The sequence below is a fragment of the Klebsiella aerogenes genome (assembly GCA_029027985.1).
Taxonomy (GTDB): Bacteria; Pseudomonadota; Gammaproteobacteria; order Enterobacterales; family Enterobacteriaceae; genus Klebsiella; species Klebsiella aerogenes_A.
The window spans coordinates 2,900,457-2,918,834 of sequence record CP119076.1 but is presented as its reverse complement, the minus strand read 5'-3'; the positions used below and the strand labels follow the sequence as shown (position 1 = coordinate 2,918,834).

Sequence of the window (18,378 nt, the reverse complement as noted above, 5' to 3'; positions counted from 1 at the left end):
ACCAGATGCTAATCGCGCTGTTCTCGACATTATTGGTAGTGATAATTAATCTCATTTAAATGATATCTTATCGGCAAACAACGGTATCCTGGCGATTTGATCCGCAAGGTCTGGCGGTTGCCTGGAAGTGTTACACGTCATTTATCAGGGACAGAGAATGGAAATTAAACAATATGATGCAGATTTGATCGCGAGAAATAAAGCCGTAGCCGGATGCTTTTGGATGTTGGTTTTATTCCTGGTCATCACCGCGGTTCCCGGGTTTTTTCAAAATAGTCCACAGTTGCTGGCCCGTGGATATCTGGCGCCGGTAATTTTCACTGCGGAGTTCCTGATTATCGTGCCCGTTTATTATCTGTTTTTCCGCCGCCGGGCAGGGTTGGGATTAGGGGAGTTCAGGCCGAATATATTCCTCATTCTGTTGTTCATTATCCTGTTGGTGCAATATATCTTTCCTTATCTGATGGGAAAACGCAGCGCGGAAGGCTGGTCGATAGGCCAGTTTGCTCTCGCGCCTCATGTTTTCTGGCTGAATAGTCTGTTGTTGGTTTTTGTTGTGCCCATCTATGAAGAGATGGTTTTTCGCGGCTGCTTGTTTAACGTTTTTAAAGTCTGGTTGCGGGATAATATCTATGCCGCTGCGGTTGCAGTATCCGTTATATTTTCCGCAGTACACCTGCAATACACCGATATCCGCACGTTTATCGTCTTATTCCTGGTTTCATTAGTGCTTATTGCCGCTCGCGTGAAAATGGGGGGAATACTGATGCCTGTGATTTTGCATATGGCCATGAATGCTATCGTCATTGCCGTTCAGTATGCTGCGTATTTACTCGGAGCCTTTGCCGGCTAGCCTCGATTTCGCCGTTGCTCGTGATATCCAGAATTAAATAAAAGTAACCTGTTCACGGCTGCGTCAGCTTGATACGGTGAATCATAATTTGCTTTATCTAATGTAATACCCTGGCCTGTTCCAGCAGGTTCGTCATATAGAGATGATATTATGAAAAAAACTATTCTGACGCTGGTTTTAGCGGCAATCGCCGCTCCGGTTTTTGCAGGCTATCACCCGATTGCCCGGACCACCGCCGTGGCCACCGCCGATCATCCGGTTGCAGTGGCGGCGGCCACTAGCGGTAACGGCAACCATCCGGTCGCGCGGACCACAGCAGTCGCTTCAGCGGACCACCCGGTAGCCGTCGCGGCGGCCACCGGCAACAATGGCCGTCACCCGGTTGCGCGGACCACCGTCGTGGCGTCCTCCGATCATCCGTTCGCGGCGGCGGCAGTCACCAGCCATTAAGCATCTCTTCCCTGGTTGCTACGCCGGGGAATTTTTATACCAAACCACTTTTGCGCAGACATTTCCTCTCTGGCCTCTTTTTGCGATATATTGGCGGCATTATCGTAAAATGATCTCTTTACCACAGGTAACACCGGCCATGGCTCTGATCCCTAAAAACTACGCCCGACTGGAAAGCGGCTATCGCGAGAAAGCGCTGAAAATCTATCCATGGGTTTGCGGACGCTGCTCAAGGGAGTTTGTCTACTCCAATCTGCGTGAACTCACCGTGCATCATATCGACCACGATCATACCAATAACCCGGAAGATGGTAGCAACTGGGAGCTGTTGTGCCTGTATTGCCATGACCACGAGCACTCCAAGTACACCGAGGCCGATCAGTACGGTACCCGGGTCGTGGCGGGTGAGGATGCGCAAAAAGATGTCGGCGAAGCTACCTATAATCCTTTTGCTGATTTAAAGGCGATGCTAAATAAGAAGAAATAGTTTCTTGCCGCACGGGGCGTCCTCGCGCGGCATGCTCATCGTTTCCTTCACGCCATCTGCTGCCATGACGTCTTCGTAAACCCTGATACGCCTACATCATAAAATCTATGCTGGTATTTTTGAATGTCTGATACGTCTCGTCATCCGGGGCGGCGGGAATGTCAGCTTGTTTGATGGCGGATAGTGCCACTGCGCAAAATTTTTCATCACCGTTCGCTATGCTGGCTGAGTTCAGGCGACCATCGCGCAACAACGAAATATGGAGGGTACAGCGCTTTCCTCTGTATTGTTCATCATCAGGCATCCGGTCTCGCACCGCGAGCAATACCTGTGTGGCATAAACGGAACGACCTGGCCTGGCGTCTGAAGGAAAACGGGCCAACAGATCGTCAACATCCTTCGATTCTGATGAATCATGAATGGCCGGCGCGTGCGGACTACAGGCTGTCAGCAATAATACCAATGTGGCTAATACTTTTGGGCTCATGGAGGCCTTTCCTGTTTATGATTTATCCCATCATAACGATAAGGCGGCACATCTGTAAGCTGCTAAAGATAAGTGATTTTGGCGGGAGCCGCCGGGAAATGGCGAGACTATGCATGCCGGATGCGCCAGGCGTTCGCGGCCGGCCATTCAGGCTGTGCGCCAACTTATCCCCGATTGCATAGCGGAAATTTATCGCCGACACTTAGAGCAAAGGCATGGTCTGCGCAGGCATTGTGCTTTACACTGCGCGCTGCAAAAATTGAGTAGATAAACGATTAATCAGGCGGTAATGGCGATGAACGGTACGATCACAACGTGGTTTAAAGATAAAGGTTTCGGATTTATCAAAGATGAAAACGGCGATAACCGCTATTTTCATGTGATTAAGGTCGCCAATCCGGATCTGATTAAGAAAGATGCGGCGGTGACGTTCGAACCCACTACCAATAACAAAGGCTTGTCGGCTTACGCGGTGAAAGTCATTCCGGAAAGCAAACACCTGTATATCGCGGGTGAGCGTCTGAAGCTGACATCCATCAAGTCTTACCTGGTGTACAGCGAGGAAGTCCCCGCTGATACCCGTATCGATAAAGAAAATGCCGTGCTGTCCGTGGGGCTGTTGATGAATAGCATCAAGCCGAAAGAGAGCGTGAAACCGGGTGAAATGCGCTCGCTGAAAAAGCTGGCGATCACCACCTTCCAGGGCACGACACTCATCTTCTCTGAAGATGAAATCGACATCGATGCGACGGTGAAGTTGCTTAAAGTCTGATCCTTTTCGGGCAACCCCGGTGCCGGATGCGCCCCTGATGTTGTGCGTATCCACGAGCGTAATTCAACCGATTTTAGAAACGACGATGACAAAACTTACCTTACAAGAACAGATGCTGAAAGCGGGGCTGGTCACCAGCAAAAAGATGGCCAAGGTCCAGAGAACGGCGAAAAAATCGCGAGTTCAGGCCCGTGAGGCTCGCGAGGCGGTGGAAGAAAATAAAAAAGCTCAGCTTGAGCGTGATAAGCAGCTCAGCGAACAGCAAAAGCAGGCGGCTTTAGCAAAAGAGTATAAAGCGCAGGTCAAGCAACTGATTGAAATGAACAGAATCATTGTTGCTAAAGGCCATATCGCGTTTAACTTCACTGATAATAACCTCATCAAGCAGATCGACGTGGATAAGACCACTCAGGCACAGCTGATTAGCGGCCGTCTGGCGATTGCTCGCCTGGCTGTTGATAACAGCGGCAAGTCTGAATACGCGATTATCCCTGCCAGCGTGGCTGATAAAATCGCCCAGCGCGATGCCGAGAGCATTGTGTTGAACAGCGCCTTGAGTCAGGAAGCGCAGGATGAAGACGATCCGTACGCAGATTTCAAAGTGCCTGATGACCTGATGTGGTAATCAGACGCGGACATCGTACAGTGAAAAACGGGCGCCTTCTGGCGCCCGTTTGCTTTCCCGGAGAGAACAGCGGCAGCGGCTGATAGCGTGACGACAGCGTCTGAGATTTTCAAGCAACGGTTGGACATTGTTGCCGGGACGGCAAATAGAGAGAGAAAGCGCCTGCTGAAGTGGATTATTGCCCGGTGCGGGCTCTCGGCAACGTGGAGGTTTGAAAGCACCGAAGTTCCCGAGATGGCGTTCGCTATCGCTAAGCTGGCGATAGCTGCGTTGGACCCCGTTGAATCACTGACCCGGTTGGGCATAACCGCCAAAGACGAACCAGCACAGCAGCGCCACTGCCGCAACAAAAATGGCAATGGGGAACAGGTAACCAATTTTCATTCAGGATATCTCCGTTTTTAGTACAGGAAGGTCTGCGGGTGAGCGTGTCGCCATGCCGGATAGAGGCAAATAGCCTGCGACGGCTGAGTGGCAATCGTCCGACGTCGTGATGATAGCACCATTGCATGCAAATAACATTATCATGTTATTAACATTCTGTTATCCGTTTTGCGGGAAGCGTGGCGGTCAGCCATATCCCGACCTGAGTGTAGACAGTGAACTGTCAGCCCGGACAGGGCCGACAGCGCCTTTCCGCGACGGCGGAAAAGCGATAAGAAAGGCTGAGGGCAACGATTAACAGGACGCCGCTGGCGTTGGATCCGCCATCTGCTTGAGCGTCCGGTCACCCAGAAATTGCCACGTATCCTGGCAAAACTGCTGCCACAATCCGGACAGATCGTCCGCTCGACCCAACGACTTCTGTCGACCTCCGTCCTGAAAGGCGCGGACGATATCTTCAGCCGTAATATGCTCAGGATGGCGGGCCAGTTGATATCCGCCGCCGGGACCCCGGATAGCTTCCACGATCCCTTTTTGGCGTAATATGGCAAGCAGTTGCTCCAGGTAGGAAATCGATATACCCAGTTTCTGATGCATTTCGTTGGTGGTCACAACCTTGTCTGCCCGGGCGAGCAAAAGGCTGGTGAGAATGGCATGCTGACAGCGCGTACTAATACGCATGGTAGACCTCCCGGTTTAGCGATGTGTTTGCAGGCGTAAATATGATAATAATGTGTGAATTTAATGATAACATTATTAGGCAAGTCTGCACGATGGACATTGCCGGAGGCATCGGAGAATTCAGTGAGTTCTGAGTGGGGAATCGGCGGCACCCGTCTCGCGGGTGCCGGATTTAGACGCTGCGAATGATGGGATTATCTTTTTGCGTCTGGGTTTCATACTCGGCATTATGCTGCTGAAGGTAATCGCGGATCAGTTGTCTGACTACCTGAGAAGGTGTGACATCCTGTTGCCGGCAAAGGGTTTCAAAAGCCTCTTTCTTGTGCGGGTCAATCAGTAGTGTCAGTCGCGCAGTTTTCTTTTCCATACGGTTATCGCCCTGGTATGTTAATCTAATGATAATACCACATCCGCAGGCGCAAGGTGGAAATTACAAACGTTCAAGCCGTTCGGCGAAAAGCCGGATATGGTTGTCATTAGCGCTGTTCAATATGGCATCGCGGCGCAGGGCTTCCGCATTCTGTCGCTGGCCTGTTGCATAAATCACCACGTTTCCCCCCTCAATGACCTGGCAGAAAAAGACCGTGCTAAAAACCTGGCGCAACGCCTGGTACAGCAGACTGTCGCTGCCGGGAACCGACAGGTAGTTGATCACCAGCCAGCCATCGTCCTGCAGCTGCGCCCGACAACGAGTCAGAAACGCTTCTGTACCCTGAAGCGGATCCATCTCCCAGGCCAGATACAGGTCGGCAAAAATCAGCGGATAGCGAGTCGTGGTTTCCCGCGTGAGGAAATGGACCGCGTCCTCCGGGAAATAGCGAATGCTGTCCGTCTCCGGTAGGGTGAACCACTCACGGGCCACCTCGATAACCGCCGGGCGCAACTCCACGACATCCACCGCCAACGTGTTATCCATGGCGTGTAACGCCCGCAGCAGGGCGCCGCCGCCCAGTCCCAATAGCAGCGCTGATGTCGGTTTGCACCAATAGTTCGCCATCATCATCGCTCGAATATAATGATGTACGGGGGTCTGCGGTGAAAGCAGATTGACCTTGCTCTGCTCAAACACATCATCAAAACGCAGGACGCGGAATTGCCGCCAGCCGCCGACAATAATTTCCCCCCAGGCATCTTCGGTTTTGTACAACACCTTTTCCTGACGAGTGAGCCCCAGGAGTTCCCTTAGTAATGGTTCTGTCTGTGTATCCATGGTTACCGCTTTTACGTTTCAGAATTCAGGTGCAGGCAGGAATAGTGGCCAGGTCTGAGATTGGAAACTTACCATATCATGGTAATGATATGTGAATAATATATTATTGCTTTAGCCGGTAGCAGGAAGGGCGATAACTTTGCGTGTGCTACAGCCGCGAAGGGGTGTTGCTCACCGATGGTACGCTCGCTGTCTTCAAAAAACTGCGGACTAAAAAACTGATTAAATCCGTTAACGGTCAGCCGTATCGTATTAATACTACCGGGCTTAACAATGTCCGCGCCCAGCCGGACAATCGCTAAGGAGAGTGACGTTAGCACATCTACTCGGTCAATTTATTTGAAGTATTCTGTTAAATAAACGCCATTTATTCATTTTTGCGAAGGCGTAGAGTAGGGGAAATCTAAAGCAGACGCGGGCTTGCACGACCTTTTGCAGCCCTGTCGTCTGCTGACTGTTTTCCCGAAATCAGGATAAATCATCATGAAAAAGATCGGATTTTTGTCATTTGGCCACTGGACGCCGTCGCCGCAGTCGGGTACTCGCTCGGCTGCCGATACGCTCCTGCAATCCATCGATCTGGCCGTCGCCGCTGAAGAGTTAGGCGCGGACGGCGCTTATTTTCGGGTCCATCACTTTGCCCGCCAGCTAAGCTCGCCGTTCCCTCTGCTGGCCGCTATCGGCGCCAAAACCCAAAAGATTGAAATTGGCACTGGCGTTATTGATATGCGCTATGAAAACCCGCTGTATATGGCGGAGGATGCCGGCGCGGCGGACTTGATCTCCGGCGGGCGTTTGCAGCTTGGGATCAGCCGCGGTTCTCCGGAGCAAGTCATTGATGGTTGGCGACATTTTGGTTATCAACCTTTGGAGGGCGAAACGGAAGCGGATATGGCGCGCCGCCACACAGAGGTTCTGTTGGATGTGCTGCGCGGAGAAGGTTTTGCCAAACCTAATCCTCAGCCGATGTTCCCTAATCCGCCGGGCCTGCTGCGCCTTGAGCCGCATTCCGACGGTCTACGCGATCGAATCTGGTGGGGAGCCGGTTCGAATGCGACGGCGATGTGGGCGGCGAAACTCGGGATGAACCTACAAAGTTCTACCCTGAAAAATGATGAAACCGGCGAACCATTCCATATTCAGCAGGCGAAACAGATCCGCGCCTATCGTCAGGCCTGGGCGGAAGCCGGGCATACGCGAACCCCGCGGGTATCGGTCAGCCGCAGCATTTTTGCGCTGATGGATGACAGGGATCGAATGTATTTCGGTTCCAGCCGCGATAACAGCGATAGTATTGGTTTTCTTGATGAGAAAACCCGCGCTATCTTCGGGCGCAGTTATGCTGCAGAACCCGATAAACTTATTGCGCAACTGCAACAGGATGAGGCGATTGCTGAGGCGGATACCTTATTGTTGACCGTGCCGAATCAGCTCGGCGTGGATTATAACGTTCACGTTATTGAGTCGATCCTGAAATATGTTGCGCCGGCAATGGGGTGGCGTAACGCCATTTAGTTTGCTGAAATGACGCTATTATTTCGGCTAGCGGTACAGCATATTGTTTTTTATTAGCGCACCCATTTACTGAATGGGTAGGGATTGCTCACCGGCCGACCGTATGCAAGAGCAGGCCGGTGAGCAAATGGCTGTGATGGCAGTTCGCAGCCGCGGGTAGTGTAAAGCGTAGCGGCAGGGTTAAACATCTTTCCCTGCGCCAGAAACCTATTTTCAGACTTACCTTATGACCGCGACGAATAAGTTGAAGCGGTCATTAATCCCCGCCGCAGGAATTCAACCACTCACAATGGCGGTATTAAGATGAAGAAAGGCACAGATTTTAAAAATTAAGATTATTCCTGGGTTGAATATGGGGCGAAGAGATGACTTCTGATAAATATTTAAGATAATTTATCAGTCTTAAGGAATTTGCTTCACGGTTGCCGAATCTTTTAAGCACGCGTAATGATATCTCCCTGGTGGGTTACGCAGAAATGGCGGCCTGCACCATAAAGGAATCTATATGGTTAATCGGATATCGATCCTGTCTTCTGTCGACAGCTCCTCGCTTTTATTCTGGAAATTCAGCGGGCAGGAAAAACTGTCCGAACCGTTCCGCTTTCAGGTTGATTTGCTCAGTCAGGATTTCGCTATCGATCGCCAGGCCATGCTCGGGAAGAACATGACGGTGGTGGTCCCCGGGCAATGGGGGCAGGAGCGTTACCTTTCCGGCAAAATCACCGCTGTCTCTGTGCGTGCTGAAGATCTGGGCGACACGCGCTACGCCGTGTACCAAACCACGCTTGAACCCGATTTCTGGCCGATGATGCGCGACCGCAACTTCCGTATTTTCCAGCAGCAGCGGGTACCGGATATCGTGGCGACGCTGCTGAGCGAACACAACGTTAAGTTTGAGGACAAGCTCACCCACAGCTACCGGCAGTGGGATTACTGTGTGCAGTACGCGGAAAGCAGCTTCCAGTTTATGAGCCGTTTGCTGGAACTGGAAGGCATCAGCTATCTGTTCCGCCACGATAAAGACGGCCATACCCTGGTGTTGATGGATGACTACCAGCAGGCGGAAGCGTTTCCCGGTTATGAAACGATTCCCTGGCATGCGCAGTCGGGCGGCGGCGCGGTCGGCGAAGAGGGGATTAGCCAGCTGATGGCAAGCCATGTTGTCACGCCGGGTCTTTACAGTACCGATGATTATGACTTCCGCAAGCCGCACGCCTGGATGCTGCAAACGCTGCAGAACCCGGTCTCGCCGACGCCGGGGAAAATCGATGTCTACGACTGGCCTGGGCGCTTTATGGAGCACGGCGATGGCGAGGCCTATGCCCGCATTCGGCAACAGTCCTGGCAGGCCGGGCAGCAGCAAACGCAAGGTATCGCTACCGCCACCGGCATCGTGCCGGGGCATACGTTTACCCTGATCCGTGCGCCCAATCTGGCCGATAACGCGAAATGGCTGGTGGTTGGCGCGCATTACGATTTTGAAGAAAACCAGTATGCCTCCGGCGGCGCTGATTCGACGCAGCAACGCATTGCATTTAGCGTCATTCCCGCTTCTACGCCGTTTGTTCCCTCGTCGAAGACCGACTGGCCGCGGACCTATGGGCCGCAGACTGCCCGTGTTGTGGGGCCGAAAGGTGAATCGATCTGGACCGATAAATATGGCCGGATCAAGGTGAAATTCCACTGGGACCGCGAAAGCCAGGGCGATGAAAACAGCTCCTGCTGGGTGCGTGTCTCCAGCGCCTGGGCCGGTCAAGGCTACGGCGGAGTGCAGATCCCGCGTGTGGGCGATGAAGTGGTGGTGGACTTTATTAACGGCGAGCCGGACCGGCCGATTGTCATTGGCCGCGTATACAACGAAGCCAGCATGCCGCCATGGGCGTTGCCTGCCGCGGCGACGCAGATGGGCTTTATGAGCCGGTCGAAAGATGGTTCGCCGGACAACGCCAACGCCCTGCGCTTTGAAGACAAACCCGGCGAAGAGCAGCTCTGGCTGCACGCTGAACGCAACATGGACACCGAAGTCGAAAACGACGAAACCCATGATGTCGGCAGCAACCGCACGAAAACCGTCGGTAAAGACGAAACCAGCCATATCAAACAGAACCGTACCCGTACGGTGGACGGCAACGAGAGCGTCACCGTCGGTAAAGATCGCAGTAAGACCATCAACGGTAACGAAACCACCACCGTTGCGCAGAACCGCACCGAGAGCGTGAAGGGGAATGAAACCTTAAGCGTTGAGCAAAATCGCGATGAAACCATCACCGGCAACCACACCGCCACGGTGAAAAGTAACCACACCGGCACCGTAGAGGGCAATCAGTCTTTGACGGTGGTGCAGGATCGCACCCGTCAGGTGCAGGGCAATGAAAGCGTCAGCGTCCAGCAGAACCGCAATGTACAGGTTACCGGCAATCAGACGCTGGGGATCGCGGGTAACCACGATGTCTCGGTGACCGGTAAGCAGACGCAGAACATCACCAGTAAGCAGGAGGTGACGATCGGCGCCGGGCGTACGCTCAGCATCACCGGCGGCGATACCCGCTTTACTCAGGGAAGCGTGACCGATAGCGCCACCGACACTCTGCATATCAACGTTGGCGAAAGCGGTATTTTGATCGGCAACGGCAGCGTGGAGATTACCGCTGGCGGGTCGACGATCACCATTAACGCCGCTGGCGTGATGGTGAACGGTAAGAAAATTGAGCTCAATGCCTGATAGGAAAAGGGAATGAACGCGGCGAAGAATCCCAGCGAAAAAGTGATGAGCGAACTGGAGCTTAGCTGGCTGGACGCCAGTGAGAAGGCGGAACAGACCCGGTTATTTATCTGGCGGGTTCCCGCTGGCGGCGAAACGCTGCTGGACGGGTTTATCGCGCTGCAACAGCACCCCGAAGGCCGTTCGTTGCCGGATCTGCTGCTGGGGCTGCAAACGCCGTTTGACACCGGCTACGGTTTCAGCGATGCGCTGGGGCGCGAGTTCGTTGAACATTACGAAGCGACGCCGGATGCCGCCGCATGGGACGCAGAACGTTTTCTCCCCACCTACCATCCGGCGCAGCTGCGTCTGTTGCTGCAGGATTTTGCGACGCAGTTTAGCGACGATTTGCGTTACCTGGTGTTGGTGCTTAAACCTTCCGCCGTCAGCGATGAAAAGGCGCTGAGCCGCTGGCTGAACGGCTGGTTGGCGCAGGGCGAGAGCGCCGTCAAACTGCTGCTTATCGATACGCTCGAACAGCCATTATGGCAGCCGCTCTATGAGGCGCATCCGCGCGCGGTACGGTTGATTGTCGATGATGTCGATAGCATGAAAGTCATGAATCAAACCGCGCGCGGGCAGAGCGATCCGAACCCTGATCGCCAGCTGTTCCGCCGCTATCTGGCCGACGCCATGCTGTTGCTGGAAAAAGGCAGCGCCGCCCAGGTGGCCGCGCGCGGCGGTATGGCGTTGGGCGTTGCCCAGCGCTGCGGCTGGGTCGATCAGCAGGCGATGATACACAACCTGATTGCCGGCGGCTGGTTGAAAGGTAACGACCATCAACGGGCCGTCGATCATTACCGCCAGGCGCAAACTGTCAGCGGCGGGATTGCCGATCCGGCGCTCAGGGGTCAGTTGCGCACTCAAAGCACCTTTGGTGAATCCGGCGCCTGGTTTGCGCGCAAAGAGTATCTGCAGGCGGCAAAAGGTTACCGCCGGGCGGCAAGCGACGCGCAGGCTATTCCGCATCCGGTGTTCGCCGTTGAAGGCTGGCGGATGTCCGGTTTTTGCCTCAACCTCGCGGGGCACCGGGCAAAGGCAATGGAAGAGTATGCCCACGCCATCCATGCAGCGGAGCCGATCCCGCGGGAAGAACGTGGGCAAACCACGTTGCCGCTGGCATTTCAGGATCTGCTGCGTATCCATGATAAACGCCGTACCGAGGCGCTCGAAGCCTGTGCGGCGCGCTGGCAAAACGAAAAACAGCGCTTAATCCACCAGGCGGAGGCCCGTTTGCCCGCACAGCCGGTGGTTGAGCAGGTGAAGCGCACGGACCGCCTGCTACAACTGCAACTGGAAGCGGCATTCGTGCTGATCCGCGAAGAACGGGAAAAATTAATTCGCGGCGGCGATGAAAGTTTCCGCCGCGTTATCCGGCTGGCGCGGGAGACGCTGCATCCGCACTGGAACGGCCTGCCGGAAATCGCCCATCCCTTTGATGCTCCCCCGGGCGAATGGCAAAGCCTGCCCGCATGGGGAAATACTGACGCACTGTCCACTGAAACCGCAGGGAGCAACCCGCTATGAAGACCCGGATTATTATTATTGTTGTCGTGACGCTACTGGCGATTCTGTTTTTGAGTTTCTCCGACGGCGGTTTCGCTACCGAAGTTCGCACCTTCTTGCGCGCGCTGCTGCGCGCCATGTTCTGAGGCGTGACTGATGCACTCCGGCGCTCACTTCGACCCGCAGCTTGGCCTGGATATCCATACCTATCCCTGGCCGCTGCCGACGCCGCATATCGGCATCGTTTTCGATGTGTTTGATTATCTGCCGCTGCTGGGCACCACGGTGCATGTCAACAGCATCAAACGCGCTAGCGCGGGGACCGGCGGCATTGCGGTGCATATTCCGGTCGGCGGTGTGTGGGTGCCGCCGTTGCGCGCGCCGGGCGGGCCGCAGATGGAAGATGAACTGTTTATGGGCAGTAAAACCGTCTCAGTCGACGGCGAGCCGTTCTCCCGCATCGGCATGCCGGTACTGAGCTGTAACATCCTCGGGATGGTGCCGCCGTTCCGCCTCAAGCGAATGAGCAAACCCAAACCGCTGTCGCTGACGCTGCCGCTGACCTTTAATCTTGCGATCCCCAACAATGTGATTGTCGGTGGGCCGCCCACCATCAACCTGATGGCGCTGCTGATGCGCGCCGGGTTAAGCGGCCTGGGTAAGGGACTGAAGAAAGTCAAAAAAACGCCGCAGTGGCGTTTGTTTATGCGTCGCTTTCAAAAGCTGCGCCAGAAACTGTTCCGCAATATGGATCCTGGTATCCTGAAATGTCGGGTGCTGCGCGCCGAACCGGTCGATATTCGTGACGGCAGCGTTAGCCTGGAACATGAGGATTTCCTGTTACCCGGTCGTCTGCCGCTGGCGTGGACGCGGACCTACTCCTCGGCGGATATCGATGAAGAAGGGCTGTGCGGCTATGGCTGGTCAACGCCGGCGGATATCCGCCTTGAGGTGCTGGCCGATGAAGGCGTCGCAGTTCTGACGCAGCCGGAAGGAATGACGCTGTTTGCCGCGCTGCCGCAGGGCGACGGGCGCGAGCATGGTATCGTTGGTCTACCGGATGGCAGTCGTTTGTGGCGGGAAACCCACAACGGCGAGGTTGTCTGGCAGGTTGAGCAGGAAGGGAGCGTGCGGCTGCAATTTCGCGGCCGGCACGGTCGGCTGCCGGTATACCGACTGGCGGACCGTAACGGCAACGGCTGGCAGTTCGAGTGGCAGGGGCGTGAACTTGATCGCATACGCGAGTTCAGCGCGACCGGGATGAACGGCAGAGAGATCCTCGTCACCCAGCAGGCCGGTCGCCTGCGGGCGCTGCGGCTGCACAATACGCTGGATGGCGATATCACGCCGTTGACCCGTTATGAATACGATAGTGATAATCAGCTGAGCGCTGAAATCGACGCGCTTTCACACCCGCGGCGCTTCTCTTATCAACAGCGCCGTATGACCAGCCATGTCGATCGCAACGGCCAGGGTTTCCACTACCAGTTCAATGACGACTGGCGGGTGATCCACGCCTGGGGCGACGGCGGCGTATGGGATTACCACTTCACCTGGCACGAGCTGCTCAACGAAGTCGAAATCACCGATTCCAACGGCCATATCTCCTTGATCGGCTTTGATGATAACGGCCTGCCGGTCTCGGAGATTGACCCGACCGGCGGTAATACCGTTTTTCATTACGATGATTTTGGCCGCACGGTCGAGCTTATTGAGGCGGATGGCAGCGCGCATCGCTGGGAATACGACGAGCAGGGGCGGATGATCGCCGAACATCTGCCGGACGGCAGCCAGATTCAGGTGTCTTACAACGATAACGGCGATCTGCTGGCGTTGACCGATGAGAAAGGCGCGCGCTGGGGATCTGAATACGATCCGCGCGGTAATCTGCTGAGCGGAACAGACCCGACCGGCGTCACTTCGCGCTATCACTATGATGAATGCGGGCAGCTCAGCGCGGCGGACGTGCCGGGCTCGCCGCAGAGCCGCTATCAGTATGATCGCTTTGGCTTTTTGCAGGCGGTCAGCCTGGCTGGGGCGGGGACGATTCAACTGCGTCATTCGGTGCGCGGTACGCTGCTGGAACGTCTTGACGCCAGCGGCGGTAAGACCCGTTTCCACTGGGATGGCAAAGATCGACTGGTGGCGATGGCGGATCCGCAAGGTGGTGAAATTCGCGTCGCTTATGACCGGGAAGACTCCCCCATTCATTTCACTGATGAAGCCGGGCAGATAACCCGTTTTCGCTATAATCGCACCGGGATGCTGGCTGGCTGCGAGACGCCGGACGGCGCGACGCTTGGCTATCAGTACGATCTGGAAGATCGCCTGCTGGCGGTGATCAACCAGAACGGGCAACGTTGGCAGTTGACCCGCGACGCCCTGGGGCGCATTGCGGCAGAGACCGATTATTGGGGGCAGACGACCCATTATGGCTGGGATAAGGGGAATCGGCTGATAAGTCGTGAGGATCCGCTGGGGCGACGGGTTCACTACGGCTATGACCGCGCCGGACGGTTGAGCGAGCGGCGCAGCGGCGATACCTTACAGGCGAAGTATCATTACGATCCCTGCGGGCGGATGGTGCTGTGCGAGAATCCATGGCGGCGGTTGGCGTGGCGCTATGATGATGCCGGACGAGTCCTGCTGGAGGAGCAGGACGGCTTCCAGCTGCATTATGGTTATAACGAGCGCGGTTTGCTGATATCCCGACGCAGCGATAGCGGGCATCAGGTGCGCTACGTGATGGATGAGCATGATCGGTTGAGCCAGATCCAGTTGAATGACGATGCGCCAATCGTGCTGGGTTACGATGGGGCCGGGCGACGGATCAGCGAGCAGCTGTCGGCAGAGGTGACGCGGCATTTCGCATATGATAGCCTGGGGCAACTGACGTCGCAGCAGGTGTTGCAGAATGATTTGCCGTTGTTCGCCAGCGGGTTCAACTGGGATCGACTGGGTAATCTGACGCGGCGAGAGGACAGCCTGTGGGGCAGCGATCGCTATACTTACGATCCGGTCGGGCGGCTGACGGCTCATACCGCGCCGGACGGCACGCTACGGCAGTTTGTCCAGGATGCGGCAGGCAGTCATCTGCAGACGCAGACCCGCGCGATAAATGAGAGCGCCGGAGGCTGGTTCCGTGAGGGGCAGCAGCGCGGGGTACGCTATGTGTTCGATCGCGCGGGCGAGTTGCGCCAGCGGCGCGATGTGCAGCATAACGGCGAGAAAGAGGATTTCAGCTGGGACGATAACCGCCAGCTGGTAGCGGTGCGCAAGGGCGAGCGGCTGGTGCGCTACGGTTACGACGGACTGGGACGCCGGGTATTCAAGCAGACGGCGGAAGAAACGCGCTGGTTCTACTGGCAGGGCGATGCGCTGGCGGGCGAAACGGTAACGGCCACCCGCGAACCGCTGGCGGCGCAGAGTATTTTTGATACTGGCAACCGACTGCAGCGACAAAAAGCGCAGGCAGCGCTGTTCGGCAGCATGCGCGAGTACGTGTACTATCCGGGAAGTTTTCAGCCGCTGGCGCTGCTGACGCAGGCGTCTGGCAGAAAAGAGAGCTGGCACTACCACTGCGATCCGAATGGCGCCCCGGTACGCCTGACGTCGTTACAAGGCGAGATAGTCTGGTCAGAGAAGACCGGCGTCTGGGGCGAAAGGGGGGAGGTGTACGCCGACCGTATCGCCAACCCGTTGCGCTTCCAGGGACAGTATTTTGACGCAGAAACGGGGCTGCACTATAATCGACACCGTTACTATGACCCTGAAATCGCTGGATTTATTAGTCAGGATCCTATTGGGTTGGCTGGTGGACTGAATGTTTACCAGTATGCGCCTAACCCGCTGGGCTGGGTGGATCCATGGGGATTGAGTTGTTCAAGTGATGCGAAAGCTCTTCGAGCGAATATGGTTGCGGCCGGGAAAAGAGAGCCAAGTTTTAAAAATTCAGCACATCATATTGTTATGTCAAATTCTAAAGATCATAGGATGGTTTCTTTGCAGAATCAAATGAGTAAGTTAGGAATAGATATTAACACGGCGGAGAATGGTGTGTTTTTACCTTCAAATAGTAAGGTGACTGTGCCTGCAGGGAACAAATTACCAAATCATGCTAGCATTCATACAAATGATTATAAGCAGAAAGTATATGATCGATTGAGTATAAAGAATAATAGTAGAGATTTTATATCTGAGTTGAATAAAATCAATGCTGAAATTTCTAATGGTACATTTTAAATTTATGGTGGTTATAAATGATTGAGTTAGAATATTTGGAAGATAAGTTTAATAAGATTAGTGCTGATAGTGAAAACTATATTTCAGCATATAATGATAGTGTTAAACTCAATGAAACCAAAGTGGTGGTTAGTAAAGGTGCATTATATAACCTTCGACCCTATGAAATCGAGCGAGCAGGATTTAAGATAGGTAGAAAACTTAATAAACTACCTACAAATGTAAAAAATACGCACATCTATCACTTTGATATTTTGAATCGTATATTGCTAATAGAGATATTTGGTCAGTCAGATAATATAATTAACAAAGAGTTTTGTATTTACGAAAGTGGTAATTTAGAAAGAGTTTATTTTACCAGTGCAGGGATGCTACGAAACATCTCTTTGTCAGTATACCATAATGAATTGGTTAAAAAAGACTTCAATTGGGGTATGTATGGATGCAGTGTCTCTGATTATGTTTATGAGGGATTTATCCTTAAAAAAATAGATGTCAAGCAAAAAGAACATACGGAATCATCTTTTACAGAATTTGAAGTTTTATTTTCGTATAAAGATGAGAGCGTGGATACAATTACAAATGTATTCCCTAATGGTTATAAAGAACAGCGTTACCCTGCACGCTGAATAACTCAATGGAATAAAGTAGATTGTTATTTTTTTTAAACTCGAATAATAATTTAATTATTCGTTGAGACAGGTTCAAAGATAAGAAAGTGGGGCAGCGCTGTTCGGCAGCATGCGCGAGTATGTGTACTATCCGGGAAGTTTTCAGCCGCTGGCGCTGCTGACGCAGGCGTCTGGCAGAAAAGAGAGCTGGCACTATCACTGCGACCCGAATGGCGCCCCGGTACGCCTGACGTCGTTACAAGGCGAGATAGTCTGGTCAGAGAAGACCGGCGTCTGGGGCGAAAGGGGGGAGGTGTACGCCGACCGTATCGCCAACCCGTTGCGCTTCCAGGGCCAGTATTTTGACGCAGAAACGGGGCTGCACTATAATCGACACCGTTACTATGATCCTGAAATTACTGGATTTATTAGCCAGGACCCCATTGGGTTGGCTGGTGGACTGAATGTTTACCAGTATGCGCCGAACCCGCTGGGATGGGTGGATCCATGGGGGCTAGCTAATCGCCCGAATAATGGTAAGTACCATATCTTCCACGAACATACTATTGCTTCTGGTAATATTTACTCCAGTGATGCAGTTCAGTTTAACAGAGCAAATACTGAGCTTATTGGAAGGATGGATGCTGATTCAGCTTTCCGACGTGATATGTTGGGAAGGTATCCGGAATTGGGGGAATGGTTAAAAAACCCTAATAAATCTTCAAGTCCACCAACATTAACATGGCATCATCATGAGGATATAGGTCGTTTGGTACTAGTTGATCGTGTGGATCATGCTGACAATCATGCTCTATATCACCCTACAGGCAAAGGTGGTCGTGAAATGTGGGGCGGTGGTGAGCTTGGAAGGCGTGGTAAGTTAGATGGTGCAACAGGCAATCCAAAACCAGCCAGAGTACGTAGAACAGGAGGGAGATGCTAATGAAAGAACTCGAGTATATAAAGCCATATAGCTTAAAAGAATTAATTACGAAAATTGTTCATCAGGGATACACAAAAGACAATTTTTGCCTTTACACAAAGGAATATGAAGCTGTTGCTACCCCCGAACTTGTTTGCTATCTGGATCGTTATCCTGAAGTTAGTGATGATGAAGAAATTTATCCTGAATACGTTGAGCAAAATGAATTGGAGTTGTTTTTTTACGGCGATCAGTTTATGGATGTTCTCAAAAGTGCACTGAATCAAAAATCAAATGCGACGGTGGATGAGTTTATTTCAGGATTAAATTATTATATGGAAAACGATGCATTTATTACTTTTTCATAATGAGGGCTGTGTAATTCAATAAAGAATGCTTTTTCATATACTAAATCAACTTATAGCACTCTGTTGGATTTTTCCACATAGGGTGCTTTCCATTTTACACTAGCAGCCGGTTACAACAATACAAAGTGTAGGCAGCGCTGTTCGGCAGTGTTCAAGAATAAGTACTCCAGACCGTATCCGCTGCGCTTCCTGGGCCAGTATTTTGACGCTGAAACGGGGCTGCACTATAATCGACACCGTTACTATGGCCCTGAAATCGCTGGATTTATTAGCTAGGATCCTATTGGGTTAGCTGGGGGGCTGAATGTTTACCAGTATGCGCCGAACCCGCTGGGATGGGTGGATCCATGGGGGTTACGATGTGGGCGTACCAATACATGGAATGATTTCCAGCGACAGCATAGAGGACATTTCAAATCGACAACTGAAGCTGCGACTGCTTATAAAAAATTAGTTAATGAACAATCTCCGTGGCCATTAAATGAACCGCCATTAGACGCCACA

The 18,378-nt window shown here is 53.2% G+C and carries 17 protein-coding genes and 3 pseudogenes; 15 read left to right on the top strand and 5 right to left on the bottom strand.

The genetic code is table 11. The features are described from left to right. Window positions 1-157 precede the first annotated feature (157 nt). From PYR66_14005 to yajD, 3 genes are all read left to right on the top strand, one after another. Window positions 158-853, top strand: coding sequence for a type II CAAX endopeptidase family protein (locus PYR66_14005; GenBank protein WEF26446.1), 696 nt, complete (start codon window positions 158-160; stop codon window positions 851-853). Window positions 854-1,003: 150 nt separating this feature from the next. After that, on the top strand, window positions 1,004-1,303 hold the full coding sequence (locus PYR66_14000; protein ID WEF26445.1) for a hypothetical protein: 300 nt from the start codon (window positions 1,004-1,006) through the stop codon (window positions 1,301-1,303). A 139-nt stretch (window positions 1,304-1,442) separates the two neighbouring features. Beyond that, window positions 1,443-1,790 (top strand): HNH nuclease YajD, encoded by a 348-nt coding sequence (gene yajD, locus PYR66_13995; GenBank protein WEF26444.1) that lies wholly within the window; start codon window positions 1,443-1,445, stop codon window positions 1,788-1,790. Between the two features lie 91 nt (window positions 1,791-1,881). Here yajD and tolA read toward each other — a convergent pair whose 3' ends face one another. Then, window positions 1,882-2,277, bottom strand: a complete 396-nt coding sequence (gene tolA, locus PYR66_13990) for a cell envelope integrity protein TolA (GenBank protein WEF26443.1) — start codon at window positions 2,275-2,277, stop codon at window positions 1,882-1,884. A 289-nt stretch (window positions 2,278-2,566) separates the two neighbouring features. Here tolA and PYR66_13985 point away from each other — a divergent pair, with 289 nt between their 5' ends. The 3 genes and pseudogenes from PYR66_13985 (at window position 2,567) to PYR66_13975 (ending at window position 3,827) form a co-directional block, all read left to right on the top strand. Beyond that, window positions 2,567-3,049, top strand: a complete 483-nt coding sequence (locus PYR66_13985; GenBank protein ID WEF26442.1) for a cold shock domain-containing protein — start codon at window positions 2,567-2,569, stop codon at window positions 3,047-3,049. Between the two features lie 85 nt (window positions 3,050-3,134). Next, a complete protein-coding gene (locus PYR66_13980; protein ID WEF26441.1) occupies window positions 3,135-3,674 on the top strand; it encodes a DUF2058 domain-containing protein in 540 nt (179 codons plus the stop codon). 87 nt (window positions 3,675-3,761) lie between these two features. After that, window positions 3,762-3,827 (top strand): annotated as a pseudogene (locus PYR66_13975) (hypothetical protein). 132 nt (window positions 3,828-3,959) lie between these two features. On the opposite strand, the gene PYR66_13970 reads toward PYR66_13975, so the two are convergent. The 4 genes from PYR66_13970 to PYR66_13955 all read right to left on the bottom strand — a co-directional run bounded on the left by PYR66_13970 (window position 3,960) and on the right by PYR66_13955 (window position 5,949). Further along, window positions 3,960-4,058, bottom strand: coding sequence for a YoaK family small membrane protein (locus PYR66_13970; GenBank protein WEF26440.1), 99 nt, complete (start codon window positions 4,056-4,058; stop codon window positions 3,960-3,962). Window positions 4,059-4,352: 294 nt separating this feature from the next. Beyond that, window positions 4,353-4,739 carry an Rrf2 family transcriptional regulator gene (locus tag PYR66_13965; protein ID WEF26439.1) on the bottom strand — a complete coding sequence of 129 codons (387 nt, stop codon included), beginning with the start codon at window positions 4,737-4,739 and terminating at the stop codon, window positions 4,353-4,355. Between the two features lie 172 nt (window positions 4,740-4,911). Then, window positions 4,912-5,106, bottom strand: a complete 195-nt coding sequence (locus PYR66_13960) for a CopG family transcriptional regulator (protein WEF26438.1) — start codon at window positions 5,104-5,106, stop codon at window positions 4,912-4,914. Between the two features lie 63 nt (window positions 5,107-5,169). Further along, a complete protein-coding gene (locus PYR66_13955) occupies window positions 5,170-5,949 on the bottom strand; it encodes a fused MFS/spermidine synthase (protein WEF26437.1) in 780 nt (259 codons plus the stop codon). A gap of 146 nt (window positions 5,950-6,095) precedes the next feature. Here PYR66_13955 and PYR66_13950 point away from each other — a divergent pair. From PYR66_13950 to PYR66_13910, 9 genes and pseudogenes are all read left to right on the top strand, one after another. Further along, a pseudogene (locus PYR66_13950) lies at window positions 6,096-6,251 on the top strand (YjhX family toxin). A gap of 181 nt (window positions 6,252-6,432) precedes the next feature. Then, window positions 6,433-7,464: an LLM class flavin-dependent oxidoreductase gene (locus tag PYR66_13945; protein WEF26436.1), complete on the top strand. Its 1,032-nt coding sequence runs from the start codon at window positions 6,433-6,435 to the stop codon at window positions 7,462-7,464. A gap of 505 nt (window positions 7,465-7,969) precedes the next feature. After that, window positions 7,970-10,186 (top strand): type VI secretion system tip protein TssI/VgrG, encoded by a 2,217-nt coding sequence (tssI, locus tag PYR66_13940; GenBank protein WEF26435.1) that lies wholly within the window; start codon window positions 7,970-7,972, stop codon window positions 10,184-10,186. A 12-nt stretch (window positions 10,187-10,198) separates the two neighbouring features. Further along, window positions 10,199-11,752 (top strand): hypothetical protein, encoded by a 1,554-nt coding sequence (locus tag PYR66_13935; GenBank protein ID WEF26434.1) that lies wholly within the window; start codon window positions 10,199-10,201, stop codon window positions 11,750-11,752. After that, entirely contained in the window at window positions 11,749-11,877 is a 129-nt protein-coding gene (locus tag PYR66_13930; protein WEF26433.1) for a hypothetical protein, read from the top strand. Before PYR66_13935 ends, PYR66_13930 begins: the two co-directional genes overlap by 4 nt. 10 nt (window positions 11,878-11,887) lie before the next feature. Continuing rightward, on the top strand, window positions 11,888-15,973 hold the full coding sequence (locus tag PYR66_13925) for a DUF6531 domain-containing protein (protein WEF26432.1): 4,086 nt from the start codon (window positions 11,888-11,890) through the stop codon (window positions 15,971-15,973). A 17-nt stretch (window positions 15,974-15,990) separates the two neighbouring features. After that, window positions 15,991-16,602, top strand: a complete 612-nt coding sequence (locus PYR66_13920) for a hypothetical protein (GenBank protein ID WEF26431.1) — start codon at window positions 15,991-15,993, stop codon at window positions 16,600-16,602. A 73-nt stretch (window positions 16,603-16,675) separates the two neighbouring features. Then, window positions 16,676-17,527: pseudogene (locus PYR66_13915) on the top strand (RHS domain-containing protein). Next, complete coding sequence (locus PYR66_13910) at window positions 17,527-17,874, top strand: hypothetical protein (protein WEF26430.1); 348 nt, start codon at window positions 17,527-17,529, stop codon at window positions 17,872-17,874. The pseudogene PYR66_13915 and the gene PYR66_13910 overlap by 1 nt, the downstream one beginning before the upstream one ends. The last annotated feature ends 504 nt before the right edge of the window (window positions 17,875-18,378 follow it).

Excerpts from the sequence above, each read along its gene's own strand:
- PYR66_14005 (WEF26446.1), top strand. The coding sequence starts at position 158 with ATGGAAATTAAACAATATGATGCAGATTTGATCGCGAGAAATAAAGCC.
- PYR66_14000 (WEF26445.1), top strand. The coding sequence starts at position 1,004 with ATGAAAAAAACTATTCTGACGCTGGTTTTAGCGGCAATCGCCGCTCCG.
- yajD (WEF26444.1), top strand. The coding sequence starts at position 1,443 with ATGGCTCTGATCCCTAAAAACTACGCCCGACTGGAAAGCGGCTATCGC.
- tolA (WEF26443.1), bottom strand. The coding sequence starts at position 2,277 with ATGAGCCCAAAAGTATTAGCCACATTGGTATTATTGCTGACAGCCTGT.
- PYR66_13985 (WEF26442.1), top strand. The coding sequence starts at position 2,567 with ATGGCGATGAACGGTACGATCACAACGTGGTTTAAAGATAAAGGTTTC.
- PYR66_13980 (WEF26441.1), top strand. The coding sequence starts at position 3,135 with ATGACAAAACTTACCTTACAAGAACAGATGCTGAAAGCGGGGCTGGTC.
- PYR66_13970 (WEF26440.1), bottom strand. The coding sequence starts at position 4,058 with ATGAAAATTGGTTACCTGTTCCCCATTGCCATTTTTGTTGCGGCAGTG.
- PYR66_13965 (WEF26439.1), bottom strand. The coding sequence starts at position 4,739 with ATGCGTATTAGTACGCGCTGTCAGCATGCCATTCTCACCAGCCTTTTG.
- PYR66_13960 (WEF26438.1), bottom strand. The coding sequence starts at position 5,106 with ATGGAAAAGAAAACTGCGCGACTGACACTACTGATTGACCCGCACAAG.
- PYR66_13955 (WEF26437.1), bottom strand. The coding sequence starts at position 5,949 with ATGGATACACAGACAGAACCATTACTAAGGGAACTCCTGGGGCTCACT.
- PYR66_13945 (WEF26436.1), top strand. The coding sequence starts at position 6,433 with ATGAAAAAGATCGGATTTTTGTCATTTGGCCACTGGACGCCGTCGCCG.
- tssI (WEF26435.1), top strand. The coding sequence starts at position 7,970 with ATGGTTAATCGGATATCGATCCTGTCTTCTGTCGACAGCTCCTCGCTT.
- PYR66_13935 (WEF26434.1), top strand. The coding sequence starts at position 10,199 with ATGAACGCGGCGAAGAATCCCAGCGAAAAAGTGATGAGCGAACTGGAG.
- PYR66_13930 (WEF26433.1), top strand. The coding sequence starts at position 11,749 with ATGAAGACCCGGATTATTATTATTGTTGTCGTGACGCTACTGGCGATT.
- PYR66_13925 (WEF26432.1), top strand. The coding sequence starts at position 11,888 with ATGCACTCCGGCGCTCACTTCGACCCGCAGCTTGGCCTGGATATCCAT.
- PYR66_13920 (WEF26431.1), top strand. The coding sequence starts at position 15,991 with ATGATTGAGTTAGAATATTTGGAAGATAAGTTTAATAAGATTAGTGCT.
- PYR66_13910 (WEF26430.1), top strand. The coding sequence starts at position 17,527 with ATGAAAGAACTCGAGTATATAAAGCCATATAGCTTAAAAGAATTAATT.